The organism is Sulfitobacter sp. G21635-S1 (assembly GCF_027213915.1).
Classification (GTDB): Bacteria; Pseudomonadota; Alphaproteobacteria; order Rhodobacterales; family Rhodobacteraceae; genus Sulfitobacter.
Genome location: NZ_JAPWGV010000023.1, coordinates 30,079 through 48,588 on the forward strand (window position 1 = coordinate 30,079; position 18,510 = coordinate 48,588).

Annotated in this window: 17 protein-coding genes; 9 read left to right on the plus strand and 8 right to left on the minus strand. The window is 61.1% G+C overall.

The window, feature by feature from the left end; translation table 11 throughout:
• Positions 1 to 2: 2 nt before the first annotated feature.
• The 4 genes from O4H53_RS19760 to O4H53_RS19775 all read right to left on the minus strand — a co-directional run bounded on the left by O4H53_RS19760 (position 3) and on the right by O4H53_RS19775 (position 5,739).
• On the minus strand, positions 3 to 1,064 hold the full coding sequence (locus tag O4H53_RS19760; RefSeq protein ID WP_269366544.1) for an aromatic/alkene monooxygenase hydroxylase subunit beta: 1,062 nt from the start codon (positions 1,062 to 1,064) through the stop codon (positions 3 to 5).
• Between the two features lie 51 nt (positions 1,065 to 1,115).
• Positions 1,116 to 2,174, minus strand: coding sequence for a 2Fe-2S iron-sulfur cluster binding domain-containing protein (locus tag O4H53_RS19765; RefSeq protein ID WP_269366546.1), 1,059 nt, complete (start codon positions 2,172 to 2,174; stop codon positions 1,116 to 1,118).
• 82 nt (positions 2,175 to 2,256) lie between these two features.
• Positions 2,257 to 3,921: an aromatic/alkene/methane monooxygenase hydroxylase/oxygenase subunit alpha gene (locus O4H53_RS19770; protein WP_269366547.1), complete on the minus strand. Its 1,665-nt coding sequence runs from the start codon at positions 3,919 to 3,921 to the stop codon at positions 2,257 to 2,259.
• 558 nt (positions 3,922 to 4,479) lie between these two features.
• Complete coding sequence (locus O4H53_RS19775) at positions 4,480 to 5,739, minus strand: RNA polymerase factor sigma-54 (RefSeq protein ID WP_269366549.1); 1,260 nt, start codon at positions 5,737 to 5,739, stop codon at positions 4,480 to 4,482.
• A gap of 83 nt (positions 5,740 to 5,822) precedes the next feature.
• Here O4H53_RS19775 and O4H53_RS19780 point away from each other — a divergent pair, with 83 nt between their 5' ends.
• The gene (locus tag O4H53_RS19780) at positions 5,823 to 6,776 is read left to right on the plus strand and encodes a hypothetical protein (protein WP_269366551.1); all 954 of its coding nucleotides are present in this window, start codon (positions 5,823 to 5,825) and stop codon (positions 6,774 to 6,776) included.
• Here O4H53_RS19780 and O4H53_RS19785 read toward each other — a convergent pair.
• From O4H53_RS19785 to O4H53_RS19795, 3 genes are read right to left on the minus strand one after another with little or no spacing between them, the layout of a single operon-like run.
• The gene (locus O4H53_RS19785) at positions 6,773 to 6,952 is read right to left on the minus strand and encodes a hypothetical protein (RefSeq protein ID WP_269366553.1); all 180 of its coding nucleotides are present in this window, start codon (positions 6,950 to 6,952) and stop codon (positions 6,773 to 6,775) included. The genes O4H53_RS19780 and O4H53_RS19785 overlap by 4 nt on opposite strands.
• 18 nt (positions 6,953 to 6,970) lie before the next feature.
• The gene (locus O4H53_RS19790; protein WP_269366554.1) at positions 6,971 to 8,080 is read right to left on the minus strand and encodes a WD40 repeat domain-containing protein; all 1,110 of its coding nucleotides are present in this window, start codon (positions 8,078 to 8,080) and stop codon (positions 6,971 to 6,973) included.
• A gap of 23 nt (positions 8,081 to 8,103) precedes the next feature.
• Complete coding sequence (locus O4H53_RS19795) at positions 8,104 to 8,397, minus strand: hypothetical protein (RefSeq protein WP_269366557.1); 294 nt, start codon at positions 8,395 to 8,397, stop codon at positions 8,104 to 8,106.
• 50 nt (positions 8,398 to 8,447) lie between these two features.
• On the opposite strand from O4H53_RS19795, the gene O4H53_RS19800 reads away from it, so the two are divergent.
• Positions 8,448 to 8,723 (plus strand): hypothetical protein, encoded by a 276-nt coding sequence (locus tag O4H53_RS19800; RefSeq protein WP_269366558.1) that lies wholly within the window; start codon positions 8,448 to 8,450, stop codon positions 8,721 to 8,723.
• A gap of 327 nt (positions 8,724 to 9,050) precedes the next feature.
• Positions 9,051 to 9,881: a GNAT family N-acetyltransferase gene (locus tag O4H53_RS19805; RefSeq protein ID WP_269366560.1), complete on the plus strand. Its 831-nt coding sequence runs from the start codon at positions 9,051 to 9,053 to the stop codon at positions 9,879 to 9,881.
• Positions 9,882 to 9,902: 21 nt separating this feature from the next.
• Here the strand turns inward: O4H53_RS19805 and O4H53_RS19810 are convergent, their stop codons facing one another.
• The gene (locus O4H53_RS19810; protein ID WP_269366562.1) at positions 9,903 to 11,690 is read right to left on the minus strand and encodes a sigma-54-dependent Fis family transcriptional regulator; all 1,788 of its coding nucleotides are present in this window, start codon (positions 11,688 to 11,690) and stop codon (positions 9,903 to 9,905) included.
• A gap of 246 nt (positions 11,691 to 11,936) precedes the next feature.
• On the opposite strand from O4H53_RS19810, the gene O4H53_RS19815 reads away from it, so the two are divergent.
• The 6 genes from O4H53_RS19815 (at position 11,937) to O4H53_RS19840 (ending at position 18,478) form a co-directional block, all read left to right on the plus strand.
• Positions 11,937 to 12,989, plus strand: a complete 1,053-nt coding sequence (locus tag O4H53_RS19815) for an NAD(P)-dependent alcohol dehydrogenase (RefSeq protein WP_269366564.1) — start codon at positions 11,937 to 11,939, stop codon at positions 12,987 to 12,989.
• Between the two features lie 31 nt (positions 12,990 to 13,020).
• Entirely contained in the window at positions 13,021 to 14,553 is a 1,533-nt protein-coding gene (locus O4H53_RS19820; RefSeq protein WP_269366566.1) for an ABC transporter substrate-binding protein, read from the plus strand.
• 67 nt (positions 14,554 to 14,620) lie between these two features.
• Complete coding sequence (locus O4H53_RS19825) at positions 14,621 to 15,484, plus strand: carbohydrate ABC transporter permease (RefSeq protein WP_269366567.1); 864 nt, start codon at positions 14,621 to 14,623, stop codon at positions 15,482 to 15,484.
• A gap of 1 nt (position 15,485) precedes the next feature.
• Positions 15,486 to 16,331 (plus strand): carbohydrate ABC transporter permease, encoded by an 846-nt coding sequence (locus tag O4H53_RS19830; protein WP_269366568.1) that lies wholly within the window; start codon positions 15,486 to 15,488, stop codon positions 16,329 to 16,331.
• Between the two features lie 3 nt (positions 16,332 to 16,334).
• Positions 16,335 to 17,387 carry an ABC transporter ATP-binding protein gene (locus O4H53_RS19835; protein ID WP_269366569.1) on the plus strand — a complete coding sequence of 351 codons (1,053 nt, stop codon included), beginning with the start codon at positions 16,335 to 16,337 and terminating at the stop codon, positions 17,385 to 17,387.
• Positions 17,387 to 18,478: an ABC transporter ATP-binding protein gene (locus O4H53_RS19840; protein ID WP_269366570.1), complete on the plus strand. Its 1,092-nt coding sequence runs from the start codon at positions 17,387 to 17,389 to the stop codon at positions 18,476 to 18,478. The genes O4H53_RS19835 and O4H53_RS19840 overlap by 1 nt, the downstream gene beginning before the upstream one ends.
• Positions 18,479 to 18,510 lie beyond the last annotated feature (32 nt).

Consider the following 18,510-nt stretch of genomic DNA (forward strand, 5'->3'; position numbering starts at 1 on the left):
GATTAGTTGAGCCCGAGCTCGGCGAGGATCTGGTTGAGACGCTCGCGCGAGACCTCTTTCACGTCCTGATACGAGACCGGCTTGGAATGCGGCTGCGACCAGATCGGCTGAAGCGCGTCGGCGGCTTTCTCGGCGAGCGCGCCATGCTTGGCGAGCCAGGACTTGAACAGCGCCTTGTTGTGCGCGTCGTGCTGCTCGTCATTGGCCAGCAGGTAGATCAGGTCGACCGTGTTCGCGAGGTTACGCTCGTAATCGGCCTCAGCGGCGGAGATCACCGGCGGGGTGATGAAGTCGTTGTTGGCCGCCGCCGCCTGCATGAAAAAGCCCGAGCGGATCAGCTCGCCGACCAGCGGCTCGAACACGATGTTGATGGCGAAATACTGCTCGAGGTAATCCTCCGAGCCCATGATCGTCTCGACCGCCTCGCGGCAGGGTTGCCAGATCGGATCCTCCAGCCAGGTTTTCTTGCCCAGCTCGTCGTCCCAGCCGTCGATGTCCATGCCGATCTCGGCCAGATACAGCGTTATGTCCTGCGTGAGGCGCATCTTGTAGGACGAGTTGGTCAGCGTGGCGTTATTGATCATCTGCGTGTAGCCGTAGCGCTGCGCCTGCATGAGCGAGGTGCCAAGGCCAAACTCGGCGTGCTTCCATGCGCCCAGGTGCTTTTGCAGGATGGTCTGCCACACCTTGTCGAACACCTTGTGCGCGCCGGCCTTGCGGGCGTTGGTGATGACGTTCTGCACCATGGTCTCGATCTTCGACTGGCGCTGGTAGTGGGTCCGCTCCCATTCCTGGTCAGGTGCTCGGAAAGCGTGCCAGTTCGACGACAGTGCGGCGGTGTTGCCCTTCTGGTAGGCGCCGCCGCCCTTGCCACCCTCGAACTCGATGATCCAGTTCTGGATCAAATAGCGTTCGGGATCGGGCTGGACGTCGCAGGTGACGTCCTCGTAATGCGTCGCCCGCTTGCCGCGCGGGGTGAAGTAGTTGTACTTGCGGCTCTTCGAGCCAACGAACTCTGCTGCACCTGCAGCACCGGATCCCACGGAACTGGATGTTGCTACCATTGTAGCCTCCCTTGGTTGGTTGTAGTCACGTCACTAGCGTTCGGACCGGTATCAGTGGCCCGAAGAACCGGAAGTGGGCGTGAACTTGTCGTAGAAGATGCGGTCGGTATCGAAGTCGTGCATGAAGAGTACCGGAGTCAGCGCGTCGATCATCGGCGGCGGACCGCAGGCATAGACATCTCCTTCGCCGTCGGTCCCCAGCGCCTTCAGCCGCCGGTCGACTGCCTCGTGAACGAAGCCCCGTTCGCCCGTCCATTCGGCATCGTCGTCGGCGTGGCTCAGCACAGGGATGAATTCGATGGCGGGATTGGCCGCGGTCAAGGCGTCGATCTCGTCCAGCAGGATCAGATCGTCGCGCGAGCGGGCACCGTAGAAAAAATAGACCGGGCGAACTTCGCCTGATGCGACGTGATCGTTCAGGATCGACCAGACCGGGGACATGCCCGAACCCGCGCCGACCAAGATCACGGGTCCGTCTCGTCCTTCCCGTCGGAAGCACATTCCGTAGGGTCCTTCGACTTCGACCTCGGCTCCGGCCTTGATGCCGCCCTCGTCGAGTTCGTTGGAGAATCGTCCGTCGGGGTACTTCTTGATGATGAAGCCGAGTTTTTGGGTTTCGCTCGGCGGATTTGCCATGGAGAACGAACGTGTAATCTCCTCCCCCGCTTCTGTCCTGACCGTGATGTCGACATATTGGCCTGCCCAGAATTTGAGTGGTGCATCCAACTCGATCTGAACGCCTCGGATGTCGTGGGTCAGTTTCTGGAAGTCGACGATCTTGCCGGAGAACTGCCGGACCGGAATGGACTTGGAGAGAACCTCCTCGTCATAGTTCAGTAGCTCGATCTCGAGATCGCTGTAGGCCAGCGTCCGGCACATGAGGATGTGGCCACTGTCCTTCTCGCTCTCGTTCAGCGCGAAGGTGGAGTATTTCAGCATCTCGGTCTCGCCATCTAGCTGGACGCATTTGCAAGCCGAGCATTGCCCCTCCTTGCAGCCATGCGGCAGCGCGATCCCCTGGCGGAACGCAGCGTCGAGAACGGTTTCGCCCTCTTCGACCTCGAATTCCACGCCAACAGGCTCTAAGCGGACGGTATAGACTTCCGTCATTCTTTCCTCCCTGGGACACGGCACACGCCTTTCGCGCGGCCGAGGGACCGGGAGCCGTCAACGCGGCTCCCGGTCGTTTCGGTTAGTTGCAAGGGTTGATCGTGAACCCGGCGCGGTATTCGGCGATATGCGCTTCGCGCTCCGCGTCGTTCATTCCACGCAGCATGTTCAGCGGCGAGCGCAGCGTGTGTCCGCGGACATGCTCGAGCTTCCACATATCCTTGTTGTCGAACCGCAGATGCGGCTGCGGCACCAGCGTCTGGCCGTCTTCGCGGACAAAATTCAGATCGACGATTGCGTCGGCCAGATCCCAGCCGTCATAGACCGTTTCCCATTCGCGCTTGCCCGAGAATTTGCCCATCGCAGGCGTCGGGCGGCCCTGATACTCGTCCGAGAAGGCCTCAACGGCGGTCCAGCGGTCAAGCTCGTGGGCGAAGGTGTGCAGCTGCCCGTCGATCTCGTCGACCACCATGTCCTCGCGGATGAGGCATGGCACGAGGCAGGACCAGCAGCGGTGCGGATAGACGTAGCCGGTGTCCTGATTGAAGGTGATGACGGTCTCGCCCGGCTTGGAGAGCTTCGCGTACCACTTCCAGAAGTCGCCGAACTCCGCGTACCAGCCCGGATACTTGTGCTCGAACCACTCGAAGTCCTTGTCGGTCTGCGCCTCGATCCGCCAGAAGTTCACCGGCCAGCCCACGGCAAAGAACTGGGCGACCTTGTGGACGTAGTTTTTCTTGGTGATCCGGTTCCAGGCTTCCTGCACGTCGTCGTGATGGATCTTCACGCCGTATTTTTCGAGCGGCAGCATGTAGGTGCGGTAGTAATCCTCGAAGATCCAGCGGTGCCACATCTCCGCGTAGGATTCCTTCTCCTTGTCGCGGTTGGTGGTGCCGTATTCGATGAAGGTGCCGATGGCGGCGTCGACAATGGCATGATTCTGCCAGAAGGCGTAGCGCAGGTCGCGCTCCAGCAGCAGGTGATTCTCCGGCTCCTTCAGCGCCGCCATCAGGAGTGAGTGGCCATTGCCGATATGGCGGCTCTCGTCCGACTGCACCGAGAGGAACACCGTCGGCAGGGCGTAGTCACCGTTGCGCGCGGCCTCGGAGGGCATGGCGACGAAAAGCGTGTTGGTGAAGGCCGTTTCCGCCACGACGGTGAGGTACATGCAGGCGGCGGTCATGGTGTCGCCGGTGATGAAGCCCTCGCCGAACTGGCGGCCAATGGTGGTGGCGTAACACTTGCCGAAGGCCTCTTCGGTGATGTCGAAGCCCGCCGGGTCGATGTAGTTTTCCATGTACCACTTCTTCAGGTTCATCTGGATCGTGGAGTGGCGGAATTCATCGACCATCTGCATGGTGAAACCGGTGCGAAGATCTTCGCCCGGAGACAGGCGGGCGACCATCGCCATGGAGCGCGCGGCAGAGATTTCCGGGAAGGGGATGATCGCGAGGAAGAGCTTCATCCACTCGATCCAGCGCGGCTCCACATTGCGGAACATGTCGCCCCGGAGCGCCGCGTCGAGCGCGCCATAGACCCGGTTGTCCTTCTCCTCTTCCATCGGGAAGTAGGAGCGCAGGACCTGTTTCATCGGGTCGCGCGGGGCCTTGGTGATCTTGTAATCCGTGGGGAAGGTTGCGGCTTCCTGCACATACGTCGGGTTCCACCCGAGGTCTGCGATCTTCTTAGTGGCCTCCCCAACCGAGATACCACGTTGCGACGTGATCTTGTTAAGCGTCAAAGTCATGCCATGAGCCTCCTTTAAGCTCTGGAACCGGCATCAAACCGGTCACGGAATGGCGGCTTTCGCCGTTGCGTTTGCGTGCGGCGGGCGCCTGCGCCAAACCGCACGGGTTTTCGGCAAAGGTGGGGAAGATCGAGACCGGTCGATTGGCAAAGCCATTGGCGCAAGCCAGAGGCCCAAACGACATATCTCCTCCCTTTCCTTCGTTCTTTGACTGACCTTCCCGGTGGAAGACCGCCTGTTATGCCACTCTTCATGCAAGATCGGTTCCGCTGCGCTGAAATGTGCAGGTGCAGCATTCAATTTCCGTATAATATGTTGATAAACATATTTATTTTTTGGATAATTATTTTGCGTAGACGGATGTGCGGATGCAGCATTTCAAGCGCGCTCCGCAAGTGTCACATTTCTTTACAAAGGCGCGTTACACTCGGCACGGCGGACGTTACATAGGCGTGTAACGCGGCCGCGTGACGACAACGTTTCGCGGAACGCACGGGCGCTCCGGCAGCAGGATCTTCGCGGTATATTGTGATTAAAAATGCGGACAGGGCAGGGGCGTCAAACGCGCAGCCGCCGTTCCGCTGCCCCGGCATAGCCCAGTTCCTGGCGGTATTTCGCGACCACCCGCCGAGAGACCGCAAGCCCCTCGGCGCCAAGCCGTTCGGACAGACGCTGATCAGAGAACGGATGGACGGCACATTCCGACTTCAGAAGGATGCGCAGACGGGCCATCACCTTCGGTTTCGGCGCGCTGCACTCCCCGCTTCGTCTGGAGTTGCGCGGGCAGAGGGCCAGCGCCGAGACAATCCCGTTCGGCCCCTCGATCAGCAACCCGTTGAGAACCCGGCTAACCGTGCTCGGGTGAAACCCGGTCCTGGCCGCGATCGCGGTCTGCGTAAGAACCTTAAGCGCTTCCGGTCCATCACGAAAGAAACCACCCTGCACCTCAACCATGACTTCGATGATCTTCTGGAGCGCGCATTGGCGCAGATCGAGCGCCTGTTTGAGGGCACGCGCGTCGGAATGTGCCTGCCGCCATTCCGACGCAGAGCCTTCTGCCGCTTTCGGCAGCACCGCCACCTCGGCCTCGGTGCCCGACCGGAAGTTTATTTGCCAGCCTGCTCCGTCGGGCACTATAAGCACGTCCGGTTCCCGCGTCAGAGTCAGGTCCGTGGCAAACTGGGTTCCCGGTTTCGGATCAAGACGCCGGAACCGCGACAACAGCCGGGCCACCGCCGCGTCCTCCAGTCCGGTCGCCAGCGCCAGAGCTGCGGGGCCACCGCGCTCAAGCAGGTGCAGATGTGCAAGAACTGCCTCCGCTTCGCCGTCCAAAGCCTCCTGCTCTTCAAGCTGGAGGCGCAGGCATTCGGCAAGATTACGTGCGAACAGGCCAGCGGGAGAGATCCGTTTCTGAACCAGCGTCAGCGCCATGTCCACGAGATCACACCCCAATCCCAGCTTTTCGGCGATTTCGGGCACCGACCGGCCGATCCAGCCGGTCGGTTCGAGTTCTTCGATCAAACCCAGGATGAGCCGTTCCATACGCGCATCGCGCGCCATCAGCCCTGTCAGTTCCCGCATCACGTGGTCGAATAGGCCGGTCGGTTTGTCCGCGACCAAAGTCTCCATAAGATCCGCGACACCGCCGGCCCTCATCGCAGCGCCACGGCGCTTGCGCACCACCAAAAACGGGTTGTCGCGGGCGGTTTGCAACAGATGTTCGTCCAGTTCTTCGCCGGACATTTGTAACACACCGATCACATGTCCCATCCGGAACACCTGAGACTGGTTGATACTTATCCGGGTCGACAGGCTCATTGGCCGGTCCCCGCCAAAACAACTGGCCAGAATTCGAAATCGCGGTGTACCCTTGCTCCGGTTTCCCTAGGACCTTTGACGACATGACCGACCCCATTCCCCCCGGAGCGATCACGCCGCTTCACCACACGCCGCCCGAATTGTCCTATCCGGGCCTGTCGCCGCAATTGCTGGCGCGGACCAAGCAGCTCTGGTCCGCCAGAGGGCTGGACTTTGATCCCGCCTGGCGGGGCGGAATCCGGGCGCTTCCCGGTTTCCGTGCCGTGCCTAGGGTGGAGAACGTGACCGACAGTGCTGCAGTCGATCTGGTTTTCCTCTACGATCATGCCCTGTTGTGGGTCCGCGCCCTGCATGCGGCGACGGCCGCAGCTCACAGTCAGGGGATCGAGGGGATGTCGTTGACCCAATGGCACTGTCTCGCGGGCGTAACGGCGCGGCTGACCGAACAGATGACAGCACTGCGCTTGCTGTCCCTGACCGGACTTCCCATGCCGGCAATGCAGATTGCTCGGTCGCTCTCCGAAGACGTGGACACCGCTCTCGTGCTGCTGATCCGCCCGAAATTGTCCCAGAGATTTGCCGACTGCCGGACCGCCGAGGACGCGAACGAATTCTGGCGCAGGCACATTGCGGGCGGGAGGGCGTTCAAAGCCATTTCGGAAAAACTCTACAGCGTCGGGATCGATCACTCCGCCGACACCGACTATGCGAAATGGCGCAAATCCGTTCTGACTATCCTCAGCACCGCTGTACATAGCAACCTTGTGAACCCGATGACGCGGACGAACGACCGGGACAGCCCCCTGGTGAACGATGACAGCCTCTATTTCGCGACATTCAGGATCCATGAATTTTGTGCCTATGCGCAGCTGGTGACACCTGACCTAGCGGATCTTCTGGACTGCGCCGGGGTGACGGCTCCAGGCACCTTCGCCCCGCTCGCCGCGCCGCTCAGCGCAATTCTTATCAGCCAGATCCCGAGTTTGACCGCACCCTCTCATGACCCGAAGCGAAAAGGGCGCGTCCGCGCAATCTAATGCATGGCATCTTCGCCTTTGCCGATACGACCCTGCGCGATCCATTGCGCGGCAAGGATCAGGGCGCCAGTGGCGAAGTCCTTCCCATGATCGTCGATCATCTCTTCGGCTATCTTCGCCAAAGACTGAAAGTAGCGATCCTTGCTTTGCTCTTCCGTGCTCAGTGCCTCGATCATGGTTTCCTCCCGTTTGAGCTATTTGAACATGACTTTCGGAAAAGTCGCGATCGCGGCCTTTCCGCTTGCGGTGCCGATGGCGAGATGCGCACCGTCCGGCGACCATTCGAGAGCGGTCACTGGATCTCCTTTGCCTTCCAGCAGCATCATTTCCTCCCGTTTGCCGATCTGGCACAGCGTGACCAGACCATTGGCATATCCTGCAGCACACAGATCGCGCGTTGGATGAGCCGCAACGGTTTCGACAATGGTCAGGCCGGGCTTGCCCGTCTCTACGGGTATACCCTCGTGATCGCCGAAAGGCAGATAGGGCAATCGCCAGCCGGTCACCCGAAAGGCGCCCGAAGTTATCATCGTGCCAGCTTTGCGGCTGAAACCAACCGCAGTGACTGGGGCCGGAAAATCGACAATACGATCTGCTAAACCTGCGTCCGTATCGACCAGAAGCACCGCCTTATCGCCACTTCCGCCGATTAGCCAACGCCCGTCTGGGGACCAGTCCAGCACACCCGGCTCACAGTTGGAGTCGATCCGAGCGTCGGCCGACAGATCTTCGGTCCGAAGGATCGTCACGTGCCCTTGACCCCAGCAAGCGATCCGCGAAGCATCGGGTGAGGCCGCAATGGAGCGGATGTCGTGATCCAGCATCGCTGCTCTGAAAGAGAAGCCGTCTTCGGGCGAGAGGATCTCAAGGCCTGACCCTCGTGCGACGAGGATACCCTGCCGGTCCGGCAAGGTCGCCAGCGCTGTTACTGGCTCGCGTCCCGCCTTGGCCACACGCAGGGTTTGGCCGCGCGCGGTGGCTCGCCAGATCTCGGACTGATCGACATGCACAAAGACAAAACCCTGCTGCGCGACACGGCGCAAACCCAAGCCGACAGCTGACTTTGGATGATCGGTTCGAGCCGGCATCGGCAGCGCCTGACTGCGCGGTCGGATAGTCATTCGGCCCGTGTCCGCTTCGATGCGGAGCCGCGTTTCGGGGTCATCGGCATCCTTCATCGGAATGAACGCCAGGGTGCCATCTTCCAGACTGACCGCAACGGACGAACTGATCGCATTGAACCGCACGTCGCAGACGCCGGATCCAAGCTCCCACGAGCGCGCAATCAGGTCAAATAGCGACATAGAGGGTGCGGCATCTTGTATTGTCATTCTGGCATACTTTCCGTGGCTTTCTTGAGTTCCAGGTCCAGCGCAGCAAGCTGCGCTTCGAGCGTTTCGATATGATCGCGGCAACGGTCCAGCGCGGTGTCGTTGGCATCGCGTTCGGTACTGCGCGGATCCTGCTCGGCACCGTCGACCCCGTCCTTTTGGTCGAGGAACATCAGGCCGCTCGCGATCTGGTTGAGGCGGAGGTTTTCGCTGTTGGCTTTCGAAAGCGCCTGTATCAGTGCGATGCGCTCCGCCAGAATTGTCTGGATCTCACGTGGCAGGGCGGTCATGATCTGCACCCGTTACCCGCAAGATCACCGCAAACGGAGTCCCTGCCCCGATGTTCGACCCAGCCGACACCCGCTTCTTTGTTGCCCTGCAACAGGTGTTGGCCGAAATGGATGCCCCCGATGTCGCAGATTGCCGGGCCACCGTAGACAAGGCCATCGCAAACGGTGCGCCGCTGGATCTGCGGGCGGTGCAGCAAAGCGTCGAGGCGCTTTCGGCCGAAACACGCGACAGGATCATGGCGCAGGTCCATGCCCGCATGGCCAAAGACCTGTCTGCAATCTGGGATTTCCTTCCAAACGTACCCGACACGCCAAGATCTCACTGAGACCGGGCCAAGGCCGCTCTGGATGGTCAGTTGCTGCATCGGCCTCCCCTCCCCTGAGCGTCCGATTGATGAAGTGCGCAACAGCCTATCCAGCGGCCCACGCAGTGCAAACCAATCCATGCTTTTCCGGGCGGATTGCCGCCAAAAAAGATGAAACTGTAAAGCATCGTTACGCCCGGTCGGGGGCGAGTGTAACGCTCTGTTCCAAAAGATTCTTTCTGCGCCGCAGAAACCCGGAGAAACTTTCCGGGAAACGAATCACACGGTTGATTCGCGCGTCGATCCGGGAAAGCCTGAACCCGTGATCCGAGCAAGCGGAACTTTGACATGAACGTATTTCCAGAGGTCATTGCCGACGACGACATCCACATGAGACCGATGGTTGCAGGCGACACGCCGACGATCCTGCGGCACCTTGGCGATCTGGATATCGCGCGCTGGATGGCGGCGACGAAACAACCGTTCGGATCGGCGGAGGCGGAAGAAATCCAGGCCATTGGTCAAGACCCGGATCGCAGGTTGAGGGTAATTGAGCTGGGTGGCGTTATGGTCGGTTGCCTCTGCCTAGTCCCGGACCTGTGGTTCTGGATGGATCCCGCTTTTCGGGGCCGTGGCTTCATGTCGCGCTCATTGCGCGCTGCGATCACGGCGCATTTTGCCACTCTGGCCCCGCCGCTTCTGGCCACCTGCCGCGAGGACAATCAGGCGTCACGGGCGGTGCTGTCTTCTTTGGGGTTCTCGCGAAAGCTACAGGGCCGCCGGATGTTTTTTCAATCCGAAGGCCGCGCGCTTGCCTGCCTGGATCACGTCATGACGCCAGAGCAATGGATGGCCCTGAACCCGCCGGTGCAGGTCTGCGGCCCGGCAACTCTGCGTCCGGCCACGCAGAGGGATGCGCCAGGCCTTATGCACCTGCTCCCGTTGCGAGATGAGGACGTGGACTGGCCCACCCCGGAAGCCTTGAGCCGCTTTATCGAAGAGCATCGCTGCCGCTACCCCGGCCGGGGCCTGTTCGTTATTGAAGATGACCATCGCCGTCTCGTGGGCGTGATGCTGCGAAACGGTACCGACGTGGGCGCTGTACGGTTCCTCACGCCGGATGATGCGGTTCGCTACATGCCAGGCCTCGTGGCTGCTATACCTGGGCTCAGCGCCTGACAGGGCAGGAACGAGGTAAGCTCAGAGGGCCGTGCCGCGCGGTTTCACGATATGGGAATAAACGGTATTGCGCGATACGCCGATCTTGCGGGCTGTTAGTGCGACATTCGACCCACATTGCCGGAAAGCACGGTTGATTTCGCGGCATTTAGCCTCACGCACCGCATGGCCCGCACAGCGCTGACAGACTTCCGGTTGCTCCCCACTGGTGCCGAGAAAGCGCTGTACCTGTTCTGCGCGGATCACACCAACTGGACAGCGCACAGCGAGGATTCTCAGCTGGGTTTCCAAATCGACCAGGTTGCGCGGCCTGTCCAATTTTTCCAACTGCGCGAGTGCAGCATGTCCAAGCTGATGGGAAGGCGATATGCCTGCCATCATTGCCTTGGCAATCTGCTGGAAATCGGTTCGTTCGGATAATGCGGGCAGATGGATAGTCATCTGCGTCAGGCGCGACAGGGTCGCCCAAGCCCTATCGCACCAGTCGTTAGGCTGTGCCTCGTCGGTCTCGTCGGTCGCCACGATGCACCAGCGCGTCCCGGCCGCAGGTTGCAACAGTTGCGCAACCAGATGTGCTAGAGATGTTGCGGACGCGGGCGTCATAGCTGCCAGATGTTCGAGAACGAGTGTCCCTCCGACCTCGCCATAGATAGTGTCGACCTGTGCGTCGTATTGGGTGTGGGCCGTCAAGGTACCGTCCTCGTCCACTGTTCCGGCGATCCTGCAATCTACTGCGATCAGGGGGCGATCGGTTCTCACGCTTTCATGAACCGTTCGCAGAAAGGTCGTACGACCGGTTCCGGTTGCACCCACGACACGAAAGGGCAGGCCGATCTTCATGGCGCGTTCGGCGCTCCGAAAACTGCTACGGGCGTGTTCATCTCCAAAAACGGGCGCGCTGCCGGAAGCGGAGACGGAATAAACAGGCTTCGCCGCGAGCGAGATCGCCACCGATCTGGAGGTGCGCATGGGTCGTGTCAATCGGATACGCGCAAAATACGAGGCATTAAGCCAATCGACAAGACGAACCGAGTCCGTCGTAGCGAGCATCCGCCCGAAGCTGCCCTGAAACACTTCTCCGAACGTGCGTGGGGAGGAGAGGTCGATGCCGGAAAGGATGTCGCCAGCGCGGCGGTTGGCACCAGTTATGACCCCGTCGTCGGTACAACTGATCATTCCAACGCTCTGGGTGGCAAGGTATTCTTGGCGCGGATGGAACTGGATAATGTGGTCGCCGCGATGGTCTTCAACAAAAAGGCGGTTTTCAATATTGATCACCGCCAGATCGACCAGCGCCTTGGTATGGAACTGCCGCGCTGCGATTTCTGACGATGCGTCCAGTAGTCCGACTATCTGCCCAGTGCTGTCGAATATTGGGGCCGAAATACACGAGACACCGCACTGGCTCGAAAAGAAGTGCTCGTACCCTGTGACCATGCTGCTTTCTCCGCTGAATAAGGCCAGGCCCAGGGCGTTAGTACCGCGCACATCCTCACGCCAGATGGAGCCGAGCCGAATACTACGGGAACATTCCGAAGCTCTGAATTCATTGTCCACGATCGCGTCCAGCACGACGCCCTCACAATCGGCGAAGGCCGTCATAAAATTGGTCCCGGCGATCTGTTTACTCAGCAGCTCCAGCTCGGGACGGACAACGGCGATTAGGGACTTGTCGCGTTCGCGAGCCAGACGCAACTCGGTGTAGGACAGTACCGCATCTACAGGTTTAGCCGTCGCATCTAGCCCCAAATCTAGGCAGCGATACCAGCTGTCAGCGATTACCTCGGGCACGGCACCATGGGCGAACACTCCGTTGCTCTCCAGTGATCTGCGAGCCTCTATCAATGGCGATTTCACTGGCCCCTCCCGTTCCCTGATATCTCCTCCAACGGAAACGTTAACATCTCTGCCAACGTCCGTAATCCTCCTGTGTGCGCAGAAATTGAACACCTTCGCCTCACGATAAGGTGGAAACTGAACACCCTCACCTTCCCCCGACCCGGACTTCGGTCACTAGAAAGGCTCCGATACCGTGTTTCGAGGGAGGATAACATTATGAAGGCGCAAGTGCTTCATTGCTACGACGACGCCTTGACGGCTCCGTCCTGGCTTCGGTTCGAAGATGTACCCGACCCGGTCCTGACCAGCGCGACCGATGTGATCGTCCGCGTCGGCGGTGCCGGGGTATGCCGCACTGATCTGCATGTGATCGAGGGGGTGTGGCGCCCGCACATGGACCCGACCGGAAACAGGCTTCTGCCGCTCATTCTCGGCCATGAGAACGCTGGCTGGATCGAGGAGATCGGACCCGAAGTCGAGGGGCTGAAAAAGGGCGACCCGGTGATCGTCCATCCAAAAGTGTCGAACGGCACCTGCCTGGCCTGCCGCCGGGGCCAGGATATGCATGGCGAAGGCCGCTTCCCCGGTCTCGACAGCAATGGCGGCTATGCCGAGGCGCTGGTGACTTCGGCGCGCAATACCGTGGCGCTGCCCAAGACGCTGACCCCCAAGGACGTGGCGCCCTATTCCGATGCCGGACTGACCGCCTATCGCGCGGCCAAGAAGGCGACACGGCATCTTCTGCCAGGCGAATATTGCGTGGTGATCGGCGCCGGCGGGCTAGGGCATATCGCCATCCAAGTGCTGCGGGCGATGTGCGCCGCCGAAATCATCGTCGTCGATACCTCCGACGCCTCGCTGCAGCTTGCGCAGGAATGCGGCGCCGACCATCTGGTGAAGGCGGACGGCGGCGAAGTCGAGGCGATCCTGTCCTTGACCCGCGGCCATGGCGCCGAGGCGGTTCTGGATTTCGTCGGCGAGCGCGGCACCACCTCGCGCGGGATCGCCATGACCCGCAACGCGGGCAGCTACTACGTCGTCGGCTACGGCGAGGACGTGGTGGTGCCGAGCGTCGATCTCGTCATCACCGAAAAGAACATCATCGGCAATCTGGTCGGCACTTGGGCGGAACTGACCGAGTTGATGGAGCTGGCCCATCGCGGACTGGTCAATCTCGAAACCCAAGAATTCAGCCTGCGGGACGCCGACCGCGCGCTGCACATGCTGCATGCCGGCAAGATCCGGGGCCGCGCGGTCCTGATACCTTAAACTACCAGTTCGACAACCAGGGAGGAAAAACATGAAGAAGCAACTCGTGGGATCGCTTTCGATCCTAGCCTTTGCCGTCGCCGGATCGCTGAGCCCGGCCATGGCAGAAGATTACACCGACTTCGGCATCGAGCAAGATCTGCCGGGCACCTGCAATTACGCGGCCATCGACGCCAAGGACTATTCCGGTCGCAAGCTGAACATCATCACCCATGCGATCCCAGTGATCGGCGAGCCGACGGCGCTGCATTCCGAGCAGTTCGCCAAGCTGACCGGCGCCGAGGTGAACGTCGTGCATGTCCCGTTCGGTGATCTGTTCCAACGGATCATGATCCCCTTCCAGAGCGGCCAAAACGCCTATGATGTGATGTTCTACGGCTCGCTCTGGATCGGCGATTTCAATCGCTTCCTAGCGCCTGTACCCGAGGCCTATGTCGCCTCGACCGGAATGGAAAACGTCACCGACAGCTTCAAGGGCGTGGCGTCGTGGAACGGCCAGATGATCCAGTACCCGATGGACGGCGATCGGCACTATCTCAAATACCGCACCGATGTCTTTGAAAATGAAGAGCTGCAGGCGCGGTTCTTGGCCGATACCGGCCGCGCGCTGACGGTGCCCGCCACCTGGGAGGAATACAACGAGGTCGCCGCCTATTTCTCGGGCTTTGACTGGGATGGCGACGGTGAGGTCAACTTTGGCTCGGCGGAGGTCGCCAAGCGTGACGATCTGATGTTCTCGGCCTTCATCAGCCGGGCGGCCCCCTATGCCAAACACCCCGACGTGACGGGCGGCTTCTTCTTCGATCTCGAAACGATGGAGCCGTTGATCAACACGCCAGGCTTCGTGCGGGGGCTGGAGTTGTTTGTCGAGGCTCAGGCGGCCTTCCCGCCAGGCGGCAGCAATTTCGGGCTTGGGGACGAGATCTTTTCCTTCGGCGGCGGCCAGACCCTGATGAGCTACTCCTGGGACGACGCCTTCATCCAAGCGCAGCAGGAGGATAGCCGGATCCGCAACATGGTAGCCGCTGCGCCTCTGCCCGGTGCCCACGAGGTCTGGAACCGCGATACCGGTCAGTGGGATAGCTTCGAAGATCCGAACCGCGCGCCTTACATGACCTGGGGCTGGACCTCGGCGGTCTCGGCGCAATCGGAGGAAAAAGAGATGGCCTTCGACTATCTCTGCTTCTTCGCCAACGAAACCAACACGTTCCACGATCTGCAGATCGGCCGTTTCGGGGTCAATCCCTATCGGACCAGCCATTTCGACAGCACCTTCTGGCAGGGGCTGGGCTGGGACGCCGCTGTCGCGGACAGCTATGTCGCCACGCTGGCCGGCATGGAGGAAAGCGCCAACCGGGTCTATGACCTGCGCGTGCCGGGGGTGAGCCAGTTCATGTCCTCGATGGCCAATGGCGTGGCCGAGGCGATGGCCGGGCAGAAGACCCCGCAGGAGGCACTGGACGGTGTGGCCGAGGAATGGCGCGGCATCGTCGACCGGATCGGCGAAGACCGTCTGCGCGAGGCCTATGCCAACCTCGTCCGCCTCGAAGACGGCGACAACTGAGCCCGTCAAACCGCAACGGGGAAGGAGGCATGCTCGCCTTCCCCAATCGGACACGCGTTTTCCTACAATGAAAATCAAGCATTTCTTCTTGCTGCCCGCGTTGCTGACCCTGCTGGCGATCATCGTCTTTCCGCTGGTCTTCACCGTCCGGGTCAGCTTTTCGAGCTGGGATGTCTATCAGGCCGGGCTCGATTACATCGGCGGGCGCAACTATCTGCGCGTCTTTCAGGACAGCCGCTTCTGGCAGAGTCTGCTGCGGCTGTCGGCGCTGAGCGCGCTCACCGTGACGGCGCAATACGTGCTGGGCTTTGCGCTGGCGCTGGCGGTCTGGAAGGAGATGCGCGGCGGGCGGATCTTCCGGGTGCTGTTCCTGGTGCCGATGATGACCACGCCGGTGGTGATGTCGGTGATCTGGCGCACCGTGTTCCACGAAAGCCTGGGCCCCGCGAACGACCTGCTGTCCTATGTCGGCATCGGCCCGGTGCCGTGGCTGTCGAGCGCGGCAGGCGCCTTTGTCAGCGTCGCGCTGGTCGAGATCTGGCAATGGACGCCCTTCATGTTCCTGCTGCTGCTGGCCGGGCTCGTCTCGCTCCCGCGCGAGCCCTTCCTGGCCGCCGCCATCGACGGCGCCGGACCCTGGCGGACGTTCTGGCAGGTGACCTTTCCGCTGATGGCGCCGATTTCCATCGGGGCGCTGGTGATCCGTCTGATCGAGGCCTCGAAGATCATGGACACCGTCTATGTCATGACCTCGGGCGGGCCCGGCACCGCCACGGAGACCGCGTCCTATTACATCTACATCCGGGGTCTGCGCGATTTCCAGGTGGGCTATTCGGCGGCGCTGTCGCTGACCTATCTGGTGCTGATGATCGCCGCCCTGACCATCATCGCCAAGCTGCTCGCGCGGCTTCTGATCGGCAAGGAGGGGTAAGATGTCCCGCTCATATCAACTGCTGAAATACCTCTGCCTGCTGGGCTGGTCGGCGTTTGTCGTCTTTCCCTTTCTCTGGGCGCTCAGCACCTCGTTCAAGGATGCCAATTCGGTGACCGGCGGGGCGCGCTACCTGCCCTGGGTCGAGTTCGAGCCGACCACGCTGGGCTGGCGGTCGCTCTTCGCCTCGGGCAGCCAAGGCATCAACATCGTCACGCCCTTCCTGAACTCGGCCATGGTCACGCTGCTGGCCAGCGTCATCAGCCTGGCGCTGGGAACGCTCGCCGCCTACGGGCTCAGCCGCTACAAGTTCCGCGCCGGCTTTGTGAAAAACTCCGACATCACCTTCTTCTTCATCTCGCAGCGCATCATGCCGCCCATCGTGCTGGCGATTCCGTTTTTCCTGATGCTCAAAGAAATCTCGGCGCTCGACACCGTCTGGGGGCTGGTCATCGTCTATATCGCGCTGCTGCTGCCGATCGCGGTCTGGGTGATGATCGACTTCTTCGACTCGATCCCGCGCGAGCTGGACGAAATGGCGATGATCGACGGCTGCACCCCCATCGGCGCCTTCTTCCGGGTGATCCTGCCCAATTCTCTGGCAGGGCTGGTGGTGGCGGGCATGTTCTGCCTGATCTTCGGATGGAACGACTTTTTCTTCGCCTTCACGCTCACCTTCACCGAAACGCAGCTGTTGCCGGTGGCCATCGTCTCGCTGAACTCCTCGGTCACGCCCTGGTGGTCGCTCTCGGCCTTTGCGCTGATCTCGGTCACGCCGCTGGCGCTGATCGCGGTGGTGGTCGAACGGTTCATGTCGCGCGGCTCGCTTGCGGGAGCATTCAGGTAACCCATGCTGACCCTTGAAAACCTCTCCACCATTCAGGCGAAATCCCCACTACGTGACCTGAACGCGCGCTTTGAAGCCGGCAGAATCTACACAATCCTCGGGCGCACTGGCGCGGGCAAGACCGAGCTTCTGCGCACCTTGATCGGGCTGGATGCAGTGGCAAGCGGCACGATCAAGCTTGACGGCACTGACCTTTCCCACGTCCCCATCAGAAACCGCGAGATGGCGATGGTATACCAACAATTCATCAACTACCCGCATCTCTCCGTGCTAGACAACGTGGCTTTCCCGCTGCGCCGTCAGGGCGTTGGCCGGGCCGAGGCGGCGAGTCGCGCCGAAGAGGCATTGCAGCTGGTCGGGCTGGCCGATTTCGCAGACCGTCGACCTTTGGCCCTGTCCGGCGGGCAGCAGCAGCGGGTCGCACTGGCGCGGGCCATCGTCAAAAAGGCCCGCATCCTGCTGATGGACGAACCGCTGGCCAACCTCGACTACAAGCTGCGCGAACAGCTGCGCGAGGAATTCCCCAAGCTGCTGCACGACTCTGTCGGTGGCGTGATTCTCTACACCACTACCGAGCCAGCCGAGGCGATACAGCTTGGCGACCGGATGATCGTGATGCACGAAGGCCGGATCGTGGCAGAGGGCGATCCGACCGCGCTTTTCGACGCGCCACCTACGGTCGATGTCGCCCGTGTCGTCAGCGACCCACCGATCTCGATCTTCACGGGCACAGCCGGGCCGGGCGAGGTGTACCTTGCGGGTGGTGTCACGGCACCCTTGCCCGGACTGAAAATGCCGCCCGGCAAGTCCCTGCAAGTTGGGATCCGCCCAGATGGGCTAAGGATCGGTGGCGCAATCCCGGCACGGATCAGCCTGTCCGAGTTTTCCGGCTCTGATACCATCGTCCACCTCCATCTGCCATTCGGCGATGCGGTCATGCTGCTGGAAGGCATCCACGAAATGCACTCGGGAACCGAATTGGGCGTTGCCACGGACCCGGCGCGGCTGCTGATCTTCCGCGAAGACGGCACCTATCATTCCGGAGGACCTGCGTGATGGCCGAAATCACCCTCAGCCACCTTGGCCATACCTATCATGCCGCGTCGCGCGACCCGAAGGATTACGCGCTCAAGCCCGTCGATTTGGTCTGGGAGGACGGAAAGACCTATTCTCTCTTGGGCCCCTCAGGTTGCGGCAAGACGACAATGCTGAACATCATCTCGGGGCTTCTGACACCGAGCGAAGGGCGGTTGCTTTTTGACGGGCGCGATGTGACCGGAACCCGCACAGTTGAACGCAACATCGCGCAGGTCTTCCAGTTTCCGGTGATCTACACCACTAAGACGGTGCGCCAGAACCTCGCGTTTCCGCTAGAATGCCGAGGCTGGGATCAGGCAAGTATTTCAGCGCGGATCGCGCATATAGCCGATATTCTCGATCTGACCGAGCGGCTGGACGAACCGGCAAAAAGGCTGAGCGCGGATCTGAAGCAAATCATATCGCTGGGGCGGGGACTGGTGCGCGACGATGTCGCTGCGGTTCTTCTGGACGAACCGCTCACGGTCATCGACCCCCAAATGAAGTTCAACCTGCGCCGCAAGCTGCGAGACATCAACAAGGCAACCGGGATCACGATGATCCTCGTGACCCATGACCAGAGCGAGGCGATGTCCTTTGCCGATGAGGTCGTTGTGATGAAGGACGGCGAAGTGCAGCAGTCGGGACCACCAGAGGATCTCTTTGCCCGCCCCGCCAATGCCTTTGTCGGCTATTTCATCGGATCGCCGCCGCTGAACTTGTTCGCGGTGGAACGTGAGGGCGACCAGCTGGTCGCCCCTTCGATCGGGGTGGGCGTCGCCATGTGCGGCACCCTGTCCGCCGAAAACGCGCAGATCGGCGTGCGGCCTGAACATATCCGCCTCGAACCGGCGCGACCGAACCGTAGCGCCCCGGCCCAGGTGGAAAAGGTCGAAGACCTCGGTCTCGATGCAGTCTATACGCTGCGATCGCACAGGCAGGAGACTTTCAAGGTCAAGACCCGCCACAGACCAAGGTTCCGAGCAGGCGACACAGTCAGCCTGTCTGTCGATCGCTCGGACCTGCTTCTTTTCCGGGACGGACAACTCGTAACAACCGCCGGAACCTGACCCACCCCGGGACGCTCCGCCTAGCCCTCTAC